Genomic DNA, 16899 nt, shown 5'->3' with positions numbered 1-16899 from the left:
CCGTCCAGCCTTTTGAATTATTACTCTTCATCATATACGAAAACGGGCTCTTTTCAAAACTTTATCACAAAAATAAATGGAAAGTCATAAGTCAATAACCTTAAATATTCATGTGGTTAACTATAAATAAGAGAATCAATTTACAGGATTAATTGTCTTTTTCTTCATCATCCGCTTTTGCATCCTTCAGATAAGGGTTCAGGCTGTCTTGCAACAGTTGCTTGACCTGTACACGCAGTTCTTTGGGAAATACGACCTCGGCCTCTGGCCCGTATTTTAGCAAAAGTCGGGATACATATCTAAACTCTTCGACCGGAATATATCCCTGCCATTCCTGAGCCTGCCCTTCCTGATGGGAAACATTTTGGAAGAGGGCATCTGATCCGGCCAGCCTGACACCCAATGCGGTAAATTTTATTTTGGACGGAATTCCTATACGGGAATCCTCCGAAGCCAACCATTCCTGAAGTGTAGGAAGGGTGTCCAAGGTGTCGTCCAGCATCGTTATTGTGATCACCCGATCTGAACGATACAAAATGATGCGGTCTCTGCTATGTGCTGGCATGTACCAATATCCGTGATCAAAATACAGTCCAATCGGATATACCTGAGTCCACTTTGCCCCGGAAGCGGAGCGGTAATGCATGTTCACCCGGCGCTTATTCAGCGCAGCCTCCAAAATGATTGAGGTGTAGGGTGACTCTGCGTGAGTGGGTAGCATACGAAAAGAAATGTACTCCTTTAATTGATCGATACTGTCCTGCACATCCTGTGGAAGTTCGGCATAATAGTGCTCGGATAAATGCTCACGAACTGAGCCAAAAGGGATATCTGGAATGTTCTCCAACAGTTGCAGCATGAGAAAAAGACCCAAGGCCTCGTCACGAGCAAGATGAAGGGGAGGAAGAAGCCGATTGGGAAGTGCCCGATACCCGCCATGAGGACCCATTTCGGTATAAAGGGGTAATCCGGTCTGCTGCAAATAGTCGAGATCTCTCTGTATCGTCCTGACGGAGACACCAAAACGTTCAGCCAGCTCACGCGCCGTATATTTTTTTCGGGAATCCAGTATCCTCATAAGAGCAATTCTGCGTTCGTTCATAAGGTACCCCTCTAATCAAAAATTAATTTAAAATGACCGTTTAACTACGACATACGATGTCATAAATACATTGTAACATTAGGATATAGAAAGGAGTGAATGAACACTATGAAGGATTTGAAATCAAACGCAGTTGTGCTGTATATTGCCATGAGTCTCGACGGGTATATCGCTTTGCCGGACGGTTCGGTGGACTGGCTGTATGATGTTAAAGGGGATGGTGGGGACAATGGATATGCCGACTTTTACGATACCGTTGGTACGGTGCTGATGGGCAGACTGACGTATGAGGAAGTATTGAAGCTCTCAGATGATTTCCCTTATGCTGGAAAGCCATGCTATGTGCTCACACGAGCATTAACGGAGCAACAGCAGGCGCCACATATTACATTTACGGACGAAGCTCTGACTGAACTGGTTCCACGTCTACAAGGACAATCGGAAGGTGCGGTATGGCTAGTCGGTGGAGGCCAGTTAGTCCAGGCCTTCTTACAAGCTGGACTGCTGGAGAAAGCTATCATTGCGATCATTCCCAAAGTGCTTGGACAAGGAATACCGTTATTTCCAGAGGGAACACTACCAAGTACGTTTGAACTCCAAGAAATAGAACGCCGCGGGGATATTGTTCTTCTCCATTACCATATATAATTAATTTTGCAAAAAAGCCTTCGTATGTTCAGGATCATGCAATTTCCCTGACATACGAAGGCTTTATCGCGTGCTTTTGTTCTTATTTAGTCTTCAAATTTTCCCATGTTTTCTGGAAATCATCGAATAGCTTCCCAGCATCCGATTTACCTGCCACATAGGCTTGCATCTGACTTCCGAATTCTTGCTGTGCTCCTTCAGGATAGCGGCTAAAGAACCAGCCCAGCAGTTTGTTTTCCTTACTGTACTTCACCACTTCAGCACCCAATTGGCCCATATCAGCCTCTGCCCCTTCGATGCTCTTGAACGCTGGAATAAACTTGAATTCCTTGGTGATATACTTTTTACCCTGCTCGGATGTTACCATCCAGTTTAAGAACTCTTTCGCCTCGGGTTTGACAGACGAATTTTTATTAACCACCCAGTTGTTGGCGACACCTACAAACAGCTTATCTCCGGCTGTTGCGTCTTCACCAATCGGCATAGGCAAAATACCCAGATTCAGCTTCGGATTAATTCCATCAATTTGGACTTGAGTCCAGTTCCCCTGCTGCATCATGGCAGCCTTTCCAGTGGCGAAGTTCGTTACCTGCGTGTTGTAATCAGTCGTGAGCGGCTTCGTATTCCCATACTTCAGTGTCAGATCGAACAACTTAACCCACTCGGCAAATACAGCGTTGCCCGGAATCTTTGCAGTTCCATCATTCAGTCCCTTAACGAAGGCCGAAGGGTCTGGCTGATTGGCAAATGCCACGTTCAGCAAATGATTGCCCAGCACCCAAAACTCCTGATATCCATTAGAAAATGGAGTAATCCCAGCGGCTTGGAGCTTTTGTGCAGCTCCCTCCAGTTCGGACAATGTTTTAGGGGTCTCCGTAATCCCCGCCTTCTTGAACAAATCCTTGTTATAAATAAAGCCGTACCCTTCCAGATTCATCGGCTGACCATACAGCTTGCCGTCTTTGGTCATCGGCTCTTTGGCGACATCGACCACATCCCCAACCCAAGGCTGGTCAGACAGGTCCTCCAAATATTCCAGCCACGTATCCAGCTCGCGGTAACCGCCGACGTTAAAAATATCCGGCTGCTCCCCGGAAGCAAACTTCGCCTTTAAAGCCGCTCCGTAATCACTGCCCCCGCCCACGGTCTGAATATCGAGCTTGATCCCTGGATGAGACGCTTCGTATTCCGCCTTCATGCGGTTCAGCGCTTCTGCAATCTCTACCTTGAACTGAAAAATGTGAATGGTTTTTTCCTTCACTTCCTCTTGGCCTGCGTTTTGTCCGCCACTGCTGTTACAACCTGCCAAAACCAGGGCAAAGGCCGCGAGAAGCAAGATTAATGCTTGAGCTTTCTTTTTAAAGGTATGCGTTTTCATGTTGATGTTCCTTTCTATTTTAAATTCATATCAGATGAACTCGAAAAATTCATGTGGCGACGGGGCAAAGGGAATGGTACTGAACAAGCGATAGCGCTCGCCTTTGTCTCTAGATTTCCACCTTTACTCGTTTATTCAGGGAAATCTGGAGGCAACAGCGATGGTAAGCACCCTCCGTTTGCGGAGTGGCACACCGTGTACATTTTCAGCTCATCCCACACTCAACCCTTGACCGAACCCGCCATAATACCTTGTATAATATATTTTTGCATAGCCAGAAAGAATGCGATGACTGGCAAGATGCCCAGCACCAGAGCAGGCAAAGCCAAATCCCACTGCTTTGTGTATTGTCCGAAAAAGGCATAGGTCGCAATCGGAATCGTGCGCAGCTCAGCCTTTTGCAGTACCAGAGAAGGCAGGAGATAATCATTCCAAATCCAGAGCGTATTTAAAATAATAACAGTTACCATCATCGGCAGCATCAACGGATACACAATTCGGAAAAACACTCCGTAAGGCGTACAGCCGTCCACCGTAGCTGCTTCTTCCACCTCGACTGGCACACCTTTGACGAATCCATGAAAGAGAAAGATCGACATTGGAGCTCCGAATCCCAGATAACAGATGACCAGACCACTTATACTGTTCATTAAATCCAGTGTACTTACAACCTTGACCAAAGGAATCATCACCGATTGAAAAGGAATAACCATAGCAGCTACGAACAGGCTGAACAACACTCGATTATAACGCGTCGGACGCCGGACCATTCGGTAAGCTGCCATTGAGCTGATCAGTACGAGCAGCAGATTACTAACTACCGTAACCACGAATGAATTCCATAAAGCTTCGGGAAAACGCGTGATGCTCCACGCTCTAGCGTAGTTGCTCCATACAAAGGTTTGTGGCCAGGCCGCAGAATCGGTGAGCAGGTCACCAAAGCTTTTGACCGAATTCACGAATAAAAAGTAAAACGGGACGAGGAATAACAATGCGACGAGGATCATCACTATCTCGGTCGCCCATGTTCCAAAGCGGTAGCGCTTGCTTGTTTCCATTTACGCTTCCACCTCCCGACTTTTCGTCAGTCGTACCTGAAGGCTCGTAACCAGAGCAACAATGATAAAGAAAATGAGTGCTTTAGCTGTTCCCAGCCCATAACGATTATTCACAAACGCTTCATTGTAAATATTGAGTGCAACCGACTCTGTGGACCCGAAGGGACCGCCTTTGGTCAGTGACAAATTAAGATCGAACATTTTGAATGACCATGATATCGCCAGGAAAAGACAAACCGTAACGGCAGGCATGATTAAAGGAAGTATAATCGACCGCAAAATTTGCATCCGACTAGCTCCGTCAATTTCGGCTGCTTCTAGCATATCGCGGGGCACATTGGTTAGGGAAGAGATATAAATCACCATCAAATAACCGGCAGTTTGCCAGATAAACACGATTACAATGCCCCAGAAGGCCGTGATCTCATCTCCCAACCAGGACAGATTGAAGAAGGACAAGTTCGTGCTCTCTCCGATTGCTGCAAATCCCTTGACGAAAATAAACTGCCAGATAAAGCCCAGCAACAGACCTCCGATCACATTGGGCATAAAAAAGATGGTCCTTAGTACATTTTTTGTTTTCAACGGTTTGGTTAGAAAATACGCCAGCAGAAAGCCAAAAATATTCGCAGCCACCACTCCTACCACCGTAAAACGGACCGTAAACCAGAACGCTGTCCCAAATTTGTCATCATTCCATAAAATGTGACTGAAATTATCCAGCCCGACCCACTTTGCCTGATTGGCTACTCCATTCCACTCTGTAAAAGAATAGTACATTCCGAGCATGAAAGGGATTACAATAATGATAACGAAAAATAACGTCGACGGCCCTACAAAAATCCATTGCTGTAGCCATTGCGACGACTTGGCGCGATTCAAACCGATCCCCCCTTATGTTGTCTATTGGTGTCTGGAACGCTCCTTTACGGCTTTCTTTCAGCAGTATGATGTTTGGGCCGTAAGGATAAGCGATTCACATGTTCATTATGTCGAATAAGCGCTCTCGAGAACACGTAGGATCGTGAACCATTAAGGGGGAAAATATTGACCTCTGGCTCGCCTTGAATTGTGAAAGGAGCTCACTGCATGAAATTTTACAGTATTCGTTCTCGCCTAATCTGGTTTTTGCTCATTGCGGTCACCCTGCCGCTACTGCTGTCGATGACCATGACCTTCGTTCTCACCAAGCACTCCTTGCGGGAGCAGGCCACACAAGAAAATGAGCGGCTTATTTTTCAGGGAATTACGAATTTGGATAACTATTTACAGGGTTTGAATCGCGCGTCCATCGGAGTCTATAATGACCCTCATTTTCTGCGTAATCTGGCCAAAATTCCGGATGATTACCGGGCCGTCGCTGAAATTTACACCACTCTGCAAACGATGATGAATGCTACGTCAGGCATTGACCAGGTGTATTTGCATTCTTTTGAGGCTGGGCAATCTACGCTGATTACCAGCACGGTTCCTCTACGGGAATTCCGGCTGGAGCCCTTTACCGGTTTTATTCATTATGGCCCTTCCGGACTGTTCATACAGCCCACGCATATGAAGCATTTGTACGGCTTTTCGGCGGTTTCCTATGCGGAGCACAGCACAGAGCAGCAAGTATTTACACTTCATCGGGCGATTCGGAACATTCCTGCCTCAGAGACGCTTGGGGTACTGGCTATAGATGTTGATCTGGAGCCGCTGCGCAGTATTTGCCGTCAATTGTATGATGCGGATACAGAGGAGCTGTTTTTAATTGATCGAAACGGAACGATCATATATAGCGGAAAAGAAGCATTAATTGGAACACACTGGAAGGAATCTGACCTGCTCAATCGAATTTCTAAAGAAGACGAGCACGGAGTGATTGAGGATGATACAGCATTGCACGTGTACGGCAAGCTGGATGCCAATTTGTCAGGCTGGACGCTCGTCAAGAAAATTCCACATCGTACGCTGTATTTACGGGCTACCCGCCTGACTCAGATCAATGCGGTCATTACAGGCGCAGCATTGCTACTTGCCATTGTTGCCACGTTATGGATTTCGATAAAAATCACGGCACCTATTAAGCGACTGACTCGCTACATAAACCAGATTCAGTCCGGTCAACTGGATGTAGACATTCGGGCCATGAGTAACGATGAAATCGGAGTACTGTCGCGCCGTTTCAGACAGATGATGGATACCATCAATAACCTCATTTTGCGGGAATACAAGCTGGAGCTGGCTAACAAGACACATCAATTGAAAGCGCTCCAGGCACAGATTAATCCTCACTTTTTATATAATACGCTACAGTCTATTGGAACCCTGGCTCTACAGCATGAGGTGCCGCGAATTTATTCGTTGCTCTCTTCCCTTGCCAAAATGCTGCGCTATAATATGAGGGACCATACGGTCGTTACTCTTAAGGAAGAAGCCGAACATGTAAAACAATATCTTGATTTACAAAAGGAACGCTTCGGTGAGCAATTAGAGGTCACTTACCAGTGGGAAGATGAAGTCCTGAATGATCGGGTGCCTAAAATGATTCTCCAACCGCTGGTGGAAAACTACTTTAAACACGGTGCCGATCCCCGGCTGGGGCCCGGTGAAATTCGCATTACAGGTAGCCGAATCCGGGAAGGTATTGTGAAAATAACAGTGGAAAATAACGGAACTAACATTCCACAAGCCGAGTTGGAGCAACTCCAGCATATGTTAAAACGTCCGCTAAAAGCCTACGAGGAGCCAGACACTAGCGAGCAGGACTCCATTGGCCTTCGTAATGTTCTATTGCGTATTCAGCTTCACTCGGAGGATGGTTCTAACACCCTGTGCGTAGACAACATTCTGCCTCATGGTGTCCGGTACACACTCGAAATTCGCACGGAAACCCATACGGAGATTCATATTAAGGGAGAGTGATCTGTCAATGAAAGTCCTGATTGTGGATGATGAGAAGCATGTGCGCCATGCCATACGGATGCTCGTACATTGGGAAGCTTGCGGTGTGAGCGAGGTGATTGAAGCCGAGTCGGGCGATCAGGCGATTGAGGTCATTACCGCCCTTTCCCCACCCGTTGTACTCACGGATATGCGGATGCCCGGCAAGGATGGGATAGCACTGATGGAGTGGATTCAAGTCAATTCCCCAGCAACCAGAGTCGTGGTGGTCAGTGGCTATGATGATTTTGACTTGGTTCGACAGGTCATCCGCCGGGGAGGCATGGACTATATTCTTAAGCCCGTGGATCCAGTGGAGATTAACGAGGCTGTAAAAAAAGCCACTCAAGCCTGGCGGACAGCAGAGCAAGACCGGAACAGGCAGACGATGCAGGCCATGGAAGTCAATCGGATGAGGCCACACTATGCTGATAAGCTCCTGACTGAAATCGTTTCCGGGATAGCGAATACCCCTCTTTCCATTACGCCCTTACGCGAGGAGCTACGTCTTCCCGCAGCTATTCAGATATGTAATGCAGCTGTGATGAGTACTACTCAGCTGGATGCCGATATACTGGACAAATATAAAACGCGGCGTGCGCTTTTGAGCTTTTCCCTCACTAACATCTGCAACGAATTTCTCGAAACTTCTCAAACCGGAGTTGCATTCCGCCATCTGGAGCGTATGGACGAAATTATTCTGCTATATTGGGGCGATCCATCTCGTTGGTCAAAGCTCTTGCAGGATATTCATACAGGAATCAAAACCGCTTTGCGGTGCTACATGCACATCGGGGTTGGCTCTTTTGGTGCCTTTCCCATAGCGGCAGCCACTGCCTACCAAGAGGCAAGGCAAGCGTTGTGGAAACGGGATGTGTTGCAAGCCGACTGGATGCACCAGAGTACCCAGACACGGCAGAGCATTCGTCTTCCCCAGTTACCTGACATGGAAGAGGAACTACGGCTTAGTGCGCTCAGCTGTAATGCCAGTCGTGTGTCTATAGCGGTAGGCCGCTGGATAGCAGCCGTAGCCGAGTTGCCTTCGGTTACAGCAGAACAGCTAGCCAGTTGGAATCAAGAGCTGGACTGGATGCTGGCCCGCTGGTTGAATGACAGACCCGGAGATACCGATGGCGAGGAGATGGCAGATGAGTCCGGCTCCATTCATGCCTTGCCGATCGACAACCGCGGCATGCTTTCGTTGCCCTTATGGCAAAGACAGGTCGAAAACCGACTGCTGGCAGCCGGTCAGGCACTTACACCAAGCCATAGTCCAAACAACCCGACCATCCGTGATATTGCCCGCTATCTGGATGCACACTACGATGAAGACATTTCTCTACAGGATATGGCGAGCCGCTTTTACCTCAGTCGGGAATATATTTCTCGTAAATTCAAGCAGGAGTACGGGGTTAATCTGTCGGACTATTTGTGCCAGATCAGGATGGGCAAGGCAAAGCTATTACTGCTGAATGACAAGCTGCGCCTTCATCATATTGCCGGTATGGTTGGTTATCAGGATGAAAAATATTTTGGCAAGGTGTTCAAAAAACTGGAGGGTGTCACGCCTGGCGAGTTCAGAAGACGCCATTCTGCAAATCCTCAGCCGTTATCGCATACAGCACGTGATCTTCCCACACACCATTAATCTTCAAGTAGTTGAGAGCTAGCCCTTCGCGGCGAAATCCTGCCTTTTCCATCACTCGATTGGAAGGCGTATTTCTTGGCATCACTCCAGCTTGAATACGGTGTAATTCCAACTCATTCAGGGCGTAGCGTACAATATCCTTCACTGCGGAAGTAGCATAGCCTTGTCCGTGGTAAGCAGGATCTACAAAGTAGCCCAGATTGGCGTTTTGAAAGGGGCCTCTAGCGACACCCGACAGCTCTATTCTGCCAATCAGCTTATTATTTTCCGGCAAAAAAAGTCCAAACGTATATCCCTGTCCGGCTTGTGCCGCTTCCAAACCGTTGGAAATCAGACGCGCCTGTTCTTCCAGGGTAAAGTAAACTTCAGGCCGTTCTGGCTCGAACGGTTTGAAAAAATCAAAATTTTCACGTCTGATCTCTAATAAACGTTCTGCATCATTTACTTGCAACAGTCGAATCTGTAGCCCCGGATGGGTTGACTCCATCAAAATCGCGCCATTAGCTCCATGTAACATTGTCAGTTTCCTTCTTTCTCAGTTATTCCTATATTATTGTGTTCACGGTCACAAGACAGGAAAATACCCCAGGTGCATGAGAGCAGCCTAGGGTATCTCCGTCATTCAAAATTTAGTCCGTAACAGGCATCCAGCCTGGAAGGGTCGTCAACGCACCCCACAGGTAGTCAGGAATGACTAGCTCCTGCTGGGCTTGCTTGGATAAGGTCGTGCGAATGGTATCTTCTGTGCCGTTTTGCACCTTCTGAACCCATTGCGGCTCCATCAAAAGTGGACGTCCCAGCGATACAAGCGGTACACCTGTCTCCAGTGCTGCAAGCGCCTCGTCCGGTGTATTCAGCGATCCGACTCCCATAATCGGCACACGGTTACCTACCTTCTCATGGATGAGAACGGTACGTGACCGTTCGTCACTACGGTCACGGAACGAACCACCGAAGAAATGATTTACGGAAATGTGCAGGTAATCCAGCCCTTGATCCGCCAGACGGTCTACAAGCACCATCGTATCATCCAGCGTGATGCCTGGCGTGTGTCCTTCCTCAGGAGACAAGCGGTATCCGAAAATGAATGGCCCCTTTGCATGTTCTGCGATCACTTTCTTCACTTCGTGAACAATCGCCAGCGGGAAGGTCATTCGTTTTTCAACACTTCCTCCCCATTCATCGGTACGAAGGTTGGAGTGCGGGGAGAAGAACTGCTGCACCAGGTAACCATTCGCTCCGTGCAGCTCCACACCATCATAGCCTGCTTCAATCGCGCGGCGAGTTGCTTCGCCATAGGCGCGAATGACGCGATGGATATCGTCGGATGTCATTTCACGCGGCACAGGTGCGCCTTCTTTTTCCTCAGCTACTGCGCTTGCACTAATCGGTTGTCCGTCTGGAATCTGATCCGGTGGACACAGGCGGCCACCATGATAAATTTGCAGGATCGCTTTCGCGCCCTCCTGATGAATCGTATCCGCCAGACGGCGCAGGCTAGGAATCATTTCATCCTTGTCCGCACCAAACTCATTAACAAATCCTTTACCATCTGGAGTTACATACACACAAGCGGTAATAACTGCGCCCACACCCCCTGAGCGTTCACGGTAGTATGCCAGTTCCTCGTCACTCACTTCACCATTTTCGTGGGAAGCAAAGTTAGTCATAGGTGCCATGGTAATACGGTTCTTCAACGTAACACCGGATGGCAGGGTAAAAGCTTCAAATAGAGAATTATATTTTGGGTTCATTCTTTCTCTCTCCTTCAGTTAAATCAGATCAGATAATATAAGGCTGTTGAGCATGAAGCCAAATACGAATTCGATGTAGTTTTCCTCCATAACGACTCAAACTACTGTTGCTTACTTAAATACAGTGGTTATAATAACCACAGTATAATGATCCGCAACTATAAAGTCAAATCTATCCTTTCTGACCATCCCTAAACTGTTCGAAAAAGCTGAACCGTAGCCACTTGGCACAAGCCACTAACAAAGCTTAATGCTTCCCGGTTGTGCTTTTCTTCTCCTCCCGGCGGGAAAACCAAGTCGCGAGCAACGAGCCGGAAATATTATGCCACACGCTAAAAATCGCACTCGGTACAGCAGCAATCGGGTTAAAATGAGCTGCTGCCAGCGCAGCACCCAGTCCGGAATTCTGCATTCCCGTTTCCAGCGTAACAGCTTTACGCTTGGAAAGATCCATGCCGAACAGCTTGGCAAACCAATATCCAAGCAGGAACCCGATTCCGTTATGCAAAATAATCACACCAAAAATAATCGGACCTGTCTCCAAAATCTTGCCTTTGCTACCTGCAATCACAATAGCCACGATGAGCATAATCACCAGTGTTGATATGAGCGGCAGCGCCTGGACACTGGCTTCTGCCTGTTTGCGAAATAGCGATTTGATGATAACACCCAGCACAATGGGGACAATAACTACGATGAGAATGTCCATGATCAGGGACTTCGCATCAATATTCATCCAACGTCCAGCAAGCAGGTTAATCATGGCTGGGGTAGCCAGTGGAGCAATCAGCGTCGACACCGAAGCAATCGATACCCCCAACGCCACGTCGCCTTTGGATAAAAGCGTCATTACGTTGGACGCAGTTCCACTCGGGCAACAGCCTACCAAAATGACACCTACCGCAATATCCGGTGGCAGCTGCAATACTAATGCCAATCCAAAGGCCAGAAACGGCATAATCAGATAATGCCCGACCACACCAATAGCCACATCCACTGGACGCCGGAATACTTCGCGAAAGTCAGCCGCAGATAAAGTTAGCCCCATCCCGAACATGACAATGCCCAGAAATAACTGTATGTATCCTTTCAACCCTGTAAACGCCGCAGGAAAGAAAAATCCCAAGCATGCAAATAAAAGTACCCAGATGGAAAAGGTCCCTCCTACAAATTTCCCTACTTTCTCCAATCTATTCATTCAACTTATCTCCTTACTTCTATATAAGTTGAATTTGAGGAAATACAGCTTATATAGTGCTTAAAATTTTTATCATTGTACTACATATGACTGCATATACATACCACTTTTTATGATTATGCCGGGATCAAGAAACTTTTACCGTTCCGACATATTCGAAAGTAAAGTGGGTATATTCATAGTAGAAGATTGTGACCAGTCAGTCATTTTGGATCATCATTCGTTGAGGAGGAGATATCCCAATGTCACGAAGCCATCCGTATAAATGGTGGAATATTATTGTATTTATTGCTGTCGTTTTCATTAACTTTCTGGCTTCTACACTTCCTATCGGTGGCAGAAGTACTGCTGCTGTATCCAACATGTACCCTACCTTGATCACCCCAGCGGGTTACGCTTTTTCCATCTGGTCGGTCATCTACGTGCTGCTCGCCTGCTTTGTTGTGTATCAAGCTACACCTACAGGGCAAGCCAAGACAAGCGTTCAATCCATCGGTATTTTTTTTATTCTAGGCTGTCTTTTCAATATCATCTGGATTTTCCTCTGGCAGTATGTATACGTAGAACTGTGCGTCATCGTTATTATTTTATACTTGCTTTCCTTGGGCGTCGTGTATGTACGTACCCGCACACCTCAGCCAACCCGCGGAGAAATGTGGTTCGTCAAGCTACCGTTCAGCCTCAACCTCGGTTGGGTATCCGTTGCTACTATTATCAATATTGCAGTGGCACTGGAAAAGAATGAATGGAGTGGCTGGGGACTCAGTGATACGACATGGGCGATCATTATCCTGCTCATCGGCACCATATTGGCGATCATGGTCAGCTTTCCTTATCGTGACAGCATTTATCCTCTCGTATTTGTATGGGCCTATGTCGCCATCGCCGTCGAGCATCCGAACCATGAAAATGTACGGCTGGCTGCATTGATCTTGGCAGCAATCATTCTGGTGTACGCCCTATGGCTATTCTTTGCCCGTAATCGAGACCGGGATTAAAGAAACTATTGATATCTACTAGCAAAAACAAGCGAGTTCGGGTCTGAATCATCTAGCCCAAGCTCGCTTGCTTTGTTTATTCATTTTATCCAATATGGTTAGGTATAGACTTTGATCAAATCTATAAGCTTGCTTGTCGAGTGATCTGCATTTATCTTCTTCATATTGATAATGTAATCCGACCTTTTTTCATACAAACGAAGAATCATGTCGACAAACCGTTCAGATTCCAACTCTTCCTCTTCTAAAAATTCACAAAAGCCTTGCGCCTTAAATGATTTTGCATTTAGAATTTGATCTCCCCGGCTAACCGCCTTTGAAAGAGGAATCAATAGCATAGGCTTCCGCAACGTCAAGAATTCAAAAATGGAATTTGAACCCGCCCTAGAAACAACCATATCTGCCATCGTCATAACATCCGCCAGTTCATCGTTTATGTATTCAAATTGCTTGTAGCCATGCATATGAATGGAATGATTCACTTGATCTTTACCACAAATATGCACGATTTGAAAATAAACGAGCAAAGCCTCTAAATTCATACAGACCATCTCATTGATCTTCTTGGAACCTAAACTCCCACCCATGATCAGAATGATCGGCTTATTTCGAGTAAAACCGCAATAGGCCAAACCTTTAGCTGCCACCCCATCTTTTAGTTCATCTCTCACAATAGCCCCTACATACCGGGTATGCTTAGAGCGAAAGTACTGAGTGGTTTCAGGAAAGGTAGTACAAATTTCTGTAGCAAATGTGCTGGAAATTTTATTAGCTAATCCAGGGGTAATATCTGATTCATGAATGATTACAGGGACTTTATTTAACCACCCAGCCAGTACCACAGGAACCGAAACAAACCCGCCTTTTGAAAAAATAATATCCGGTTTTTCTTTTCTTATAATCCGGTACGCTTGAGAAATCCCCTTCAGCACTTTAAAAGGGTCCTTAAAATTATCCCAATCAAAATATCTGCGCAATTTCCCAGTTGAGATGCTGAAATAACACACATTTTCTAGTCCGGAAATCAATTTTCTTTCAATCCCTTGTTCAGAGCCTATGTATTGGACACTCCATTGTTGTTCCAGTAAGTGAGGAATCAAAGCTAAGTTTACTGCTACATGTCCTGAAGAACCTCCACCAGTGAAAATTATTTTTTTATTAATCATCTCCACCTCCACTCTGTATTCAACAAAACAAAACACATTAAATTTGAGCAACCGGGTGCCTCTATTTAATAGGGACACCCGGTTGCCATGCAAACTTTTTATTTTATGAACGGACCTTTCAGACTATTCGCCCTTCAATGCAATGACTTCAATCTCCACCAGTGCATCCTTAGGCAGACGGGCTACCTCCACCGCACTGCGTGCTGGATAGGGTTGCTCAAAGAAAGAACTGTACACCTCATTGACGCTGACAAAATCGTTCATGTCCTTCAGGAATACAGTCGCTTTCACAACCTGGTTCATGTTGCTGCCTGCCGCTTCCAGAATGGCTTGTACGTTGCTCAAGGACAGGCGTGCCTGCTCCTGTACATCCTTACCAAACTCACCTGTTGCCGGATTCAGTCCAAGCTGTCCCGAAGTGTAAACAAACCCGCCTGCCTCTACCGCTTGGCTATAAGGGCCGATAGCACCGGGTGCTTTTTCAGTCGCAATTGTTTTTTTCATATGGGTTGGATTCTCCTTCCTGATACTGGTTCACCGTATTATAGCATGTGAAGCCCAAAGCCACTATTCCGTGCGACGGATTAACGCACTTGATGAATTAGAGATTACGATCGATGTGCCGCAACATACAGACCACCCATAAAACACAAATAACGCCGCTGCTGCCCGAATCATCGGGCAACAGCGGCGTTATTATCATTTTTAATCCTAAACGTGGTTTTACACGTTTACATCCGCATCCGCACCCGTTCCTGAACCAGTTTCCTCAACATCGGATGTTAGCTCCGCACCGATGACCCGAATGATGTCGTTCGGATAAATATGTACGCCGCTCGCCTGCGCAAGAGCGATTCGTACCATGGCTCGTGCGATGACCGAAGCCGGGATGGCACGGTAGGAAGCCAGCTTGCCCGTCATCAGACCGTCCAGCGCTTTCATGACAACAGCGGCAGCGGCTTCGCCCAAACGTCGTTCAGGTCTCGCTCCCAAGATCAGCGACGGACGGAACAAATGCAGCGCAGACAGCCCGATAGCGGCAAGCGCCTCTTCAGCCTCACCCTTGGTGCGATTATAAAACACGCGTGAATCTGGATCGGCCCCCATCGCTGAGATAGCTAGCATCTGTACAGCACCAGCCTCTTTGCCCAACTGGGCAGCTAGCACTGGATAGTCCACATCCACCTGACGGAACTGCTCCTTGGAGCCAGCCTTTTTCATCGTTGTCCCAAGGCAACAAAAAACATCATCCACCCCCTCGAAGGCGAACGCCGCTTTCTGCGGCTGTTCCCAATCGATGAGCACCTGCTCCAGCTTGGGATGCTTGATGTCCAACGGACGTCTGCCCATAACCATGACGCGGTTGTATTCCTTTTGCACCAGCAGCTCTCGTACAACATAACCCCCGACAAGCCCTGTTGCACCCACAACGACCGCTTTACGTTCCATGATAGACCTCCTTTGTGCCATAACGCTCCTGCTCCTACAATTGCGATTAGGTTAATTTAAAGGGTTGTTCGTCCGCCTCCTTGCTTTTGGACGGACACATCGGTAGGTACAGGGAAAATGTACTTCCATTGCCCTCCTCACTCTCCAGACGGATAAACCCGCCCAACAAGCGGGAAAAATCACGGCTGATGGACAATCCCAACCCAGTTCCTCCATATTTACGATTAATGGAACCGTTCGCCTGCTGGAATGCCTCAAAAATAACGTGTTGCTGAAGCTTGGAAATACCGATGCCCGTATCTTTTACAGCAAATACAACCCAATCTCCCTCTTGCCCCTTTTGATCCAGATGCTGTGTACTCATTTCTAGCAATACACGTCCTTCATGAGTGAACTTAAAGGCATTGGACAACAGATTACGCAAAATTTGCTGTACTCGTTTGGAATCGGACCGAATTTCATTCGGTATAGGCTCATGCTCCTTTAAGCTGAATTCCAGGTTTTTATCCTTCGCAGTGACTTCAAACTGCATCATCATCACCTGCGCAATCTCACGCACATTGACCGGCTCACTTACGATTTCCATGTGTCCAGCCTCGACCTTGGACAAGTCCAGAATGTCGTTGATCAGTTGGAGCAAATCATGCCCCGAGGCATAGATGAGATCGCTGTACTGGTATAACTCGTCTTCATCCAGTTCCTTTCCCTGCTCGTTGATAATCTGCGCCAGATTAATGATGCTATTAAGAGGTGTACGTAACTCATGCGACATCGTTGCCATAAAATCCGATTTATATTGGGAAGCCATCATCAGTTGCTTGGCACGTTCCTCTAGAATGACCTTTGCCTTCTGCAACTCATCTCGCTGCTCTGATAACAACTCATTCGCCTGCTTAATCTGATGATTCCGCTGTTGCTCCATCTGAAAGTCCCGTAAAATCAGAGCAAATAGAAAACTGAGGACGATGCCAATTGGCAGTGTCAGAGGAACAACCTCCGCTACATAATAGCGCCAGGGAATGACGCCCAGGCAGGCAATATTTAACGTATTTACGATATTAACCGCTAAAATAGTCACCGATGCCTTAATAATCAGACGCCAGGTGGAACGCCGCATCCAGTAGTTCAATCCGGCGCACAGGACGCCCAGGATACTCATATTCAAAAAGCCGACCCACGCCGCCATATGCAGACCAAAGGTAAATCTCGTAAGTCCGATTGCGACCCCAATAATAATAAGCGTATAGGAGCGGGGATACACCAATGCCGCGATAATCAGCGGCACAAAACGCAGATCAAAAATAACCGTTTCACTAAAGTTAAAACCAAAGCAAGAGCTGACCCATCCGCCAAATATCACTAGCAGCACCGAGCTGACATATTTGAACCGCGAAGAGGTACGACTCAAACCATATTTATAAATCACGTTCGCCACATAGGCAACGGCAATCAGCATCCCTAAATTCATTAAAAACATCATTGAAAATTGCATGGACTCACACTCCCATAGCGCAAAAAATTGGATGCCAGGCCTATGTTAACCTCGTCTGCCTTTCTTGTACATCATAACATGAAGCC

15 protein-coding genes are annotated in these 16899 nt (G+C 47.0%); 4 read left to right on the top strand and 11 right to left on the bottom strand.

All coding sequences use genetic code 11. The annotated features are described in order from the left end of the window. Positions 1-148 precede the first annotated feature (148 nt). Positions 149-1102, bottom strand: coding sequence for a helix-turn-helix transcriptional regulator (locus MKY98_RS02625; RefSeq protein WP_069010808.1), 954 nt, complete (start codon positions 1100-1102; stop codon positions 149-151). A 108-nt stretch (positions 1103-1210) separates the two neighbouring features. Here MKY98_RS02625 and MKY98_RS02620 point away from each other — a divergent pair, with 108 nt between their 5' ends. Then, positions 1211-1750 (top strand): dihydrofolate reductase family protein, encoded by a 540-nt coding sequence (locus tag MKY98_RS02620; protein ID WP_029515987.1) that lies wholly within the window; start codon positions 1211-1213, stop codon positions 1748-1750. Between the two features lie 82 nt (positions 1751-1832). Here the strand turns inward: MKY98_RS02620 and MKY98_RS02615 are convergent, their stop codons facing one another. The 3 genes from MKY98_RS02615 to MKY98_RS02605 all read right to left on the bottom strand — a co-directional run bounded on the left by MKY98_RS02615 (position 1833) and on the right by MKY98_RS02605 (position 5068). Then, positions 1833-3128 carry an ABC transporter substrate-binding protein gene (locus tag MKY98_RS02615; RefSeq protein ID WP_069010807.1) on the bottom strand — a complete coding sequence of 432 codons (1296 nt, stop codon included), beginning with the start codon at positions 3126-3128 and terminating at the stop codon, positions 1833-1835. Between the two features lie 221 nt (positions 3129-3349). Continuing rightward, on the bottom strand, positions 3350-4186 hold the full coding sequence (locus MKY98_RS02610) for a carbohydrate ABC transporter permease (RefSeq protein ID WP_029515989.1): 837 nt from the start codon (positions 4184-4186) through the stop codon (positions 3350-3352). Beyond that, positions 4187-5068, bottom strand: a complete 882-nt coding sequence (locus tag MKY98_RS02605; protein WP_029515990.1) for a carbohydrate ABC transporter permease — start codon at positions 5066-5068, stop codon at positions 4187-4189. Between the two features lie 207 nt (positions 5069-5275). Here MKY98_RS02605 and MKY98_RS02600 point away from each other — a divergent pair, with 207 nt between their 5' ends. Together MKY98_RS02600 and MKY98_RS02595 are read left to right on the top strand one after the other, a co-directional pair. Continuing rightward, positions 5276-7090, top strand: coding sequence for a sensor histidine kinase (locus tag MKY98_RS02600; RefSeq protein WP_069010806.1), 1815 nt, complete (start codon positions 5276-5278; stop codon positions 7088-7090). A gap of 7 nt (positions 7091-7097) precedes the next feature. Beyond that, positions 7098-8756, top strand: coding sequence for a response regulator (locus MKY98_RS02595; RefSeq protein ID WP_069010805.1), 1659 nt, complete (start codon positions 7098-7100; stop codon positions 8754-8756). On the opposite strand, the gene MKY98_RS02590 is transcribed toward MKY98_RS02595, so the two are convergent. The 3 genes from MKY98_RS02590 to MKY98_RS02580 all read right to left on the bottom strand — a co-directional run bounded on the left by MKY98_RS02590 (position 8686) and on the right by MKY98_RS02580 (position 11708). Then, positions 8686-9273 (bottom strand): GNAT family N-acetyltransferase, encoded by a 588-nt coding sequence (locus tag MKY98_RS02590; protein ID WP_029515993.1) that lies wholly within the window; start codon positions 9271-9273, stop codon positions 8686-8688. The genes MKY98_RS02595 and MKY98_RS02590 overlap by 71 nt on opposite strands. A gap of 112 nt (positions 9274-9385) precedes the next feature. After that, positions 9386-10510 (bottom strand): NADH-dependent flavin oxidoreductase, encoded by a 1125-nt coding sequence (locus MKY98_RS02585; RefSeq protein ID WP_029515994.1) that lies wholly within the window; start codon positions 10508-10510, stop codon positions 9386-9388. 247 nt (positions 10511-10757) lie between these two features. After that, entirely contained in the window at positions 10758-11708 is a 951-nt protein-coding gene (locus MKY98_RS02580) for a bile acid:sodium symporter family protein (protein ID WP_069010804.1), read from the bottom strand. 242 nt (positions 11709-11950) lie between these two features. Between MKY98_RS02580 and MKY98_RS02575 the strand changes: the two genes are divergently transcribed. Then, complete coding sequence (locus tag MKY98_RS02575; protein WP_029515996.1) at positions 11951-12706, top strand: tryptophan-rich sensory protein; 756 nt, start codon at positions 11951-11953, stop codon at positions 12704-12706. 98 nt (positions 12707-12804) lie between these two features. Here the strand turns inward: MKY98_RS02575 and MKY98_RS02570 are convergent, their stop codons facing one another. From MKY98_RS02570 to MKY98_RS02555, 4 genes are all read right to left on the bottom strand, one after another. Then, on the bottom strand, positions 12805-13869 hold the full coding sequence (locus MKY98_RS02570) for an undecaprenyldiphospho-muramoylpentapeptide beta-N-acetylglucosaminyltransferase (protein ID WP_029515997.1): 1065 nt from the start codon (positions 13867-13869) through the stop codon (positions 12805-12807). A 126-nt stretch (positions 13870-13995) separates the two neighbouring features. After that, positions 13996-14376 (bottom strand): RidA family protein, encoded by a 381-nt coding sequence (locus MKY98_RS02565; RefSeq protein WP_029515998.1) that lies wholly within the window; start codon positions 14374-14376, stop codon positions 13996-13998. 219 nt (positions 14377-14595) lie between these two features. Continuing rightward, complete coding sequence (locus MKY98_RS02560) at positions 14596-15321, bottom strand: NAD(P)H-binding protein (RefSeq protein WP_069010803.1); 726 nt, start codon at positions 15319-15321, stop codon at positions 14596-14598. A gap of 46 nt (positions 15322-15367) precedes the next feature. After that, a complete protein-coding gene (locus MKY98_RS02555) occupies positions 15368-16813 on the bottom strand; it encodes an ATP-binding protein (protein ID WP_069010802.1) in 1446 nt (481 codons plus the stop codon). Between the last annotated feature and the right edge of the window lie 86 nt (positions 16814-16899).

The sequence above is a fragment of the Paenibacillus sp. FSL M8-0228 genome (genome assembly GCF_038007385.1).
Classification (GTDB): Bacteria; Bacillota; Bacilli; order Paenibacillales; family Paenibacillaceae; genus Paenibacillus; species Paenibacillus polymyxa_D.
This window is presented reverse-complemented; position numbering and strand designations above follow the sequence as displayed.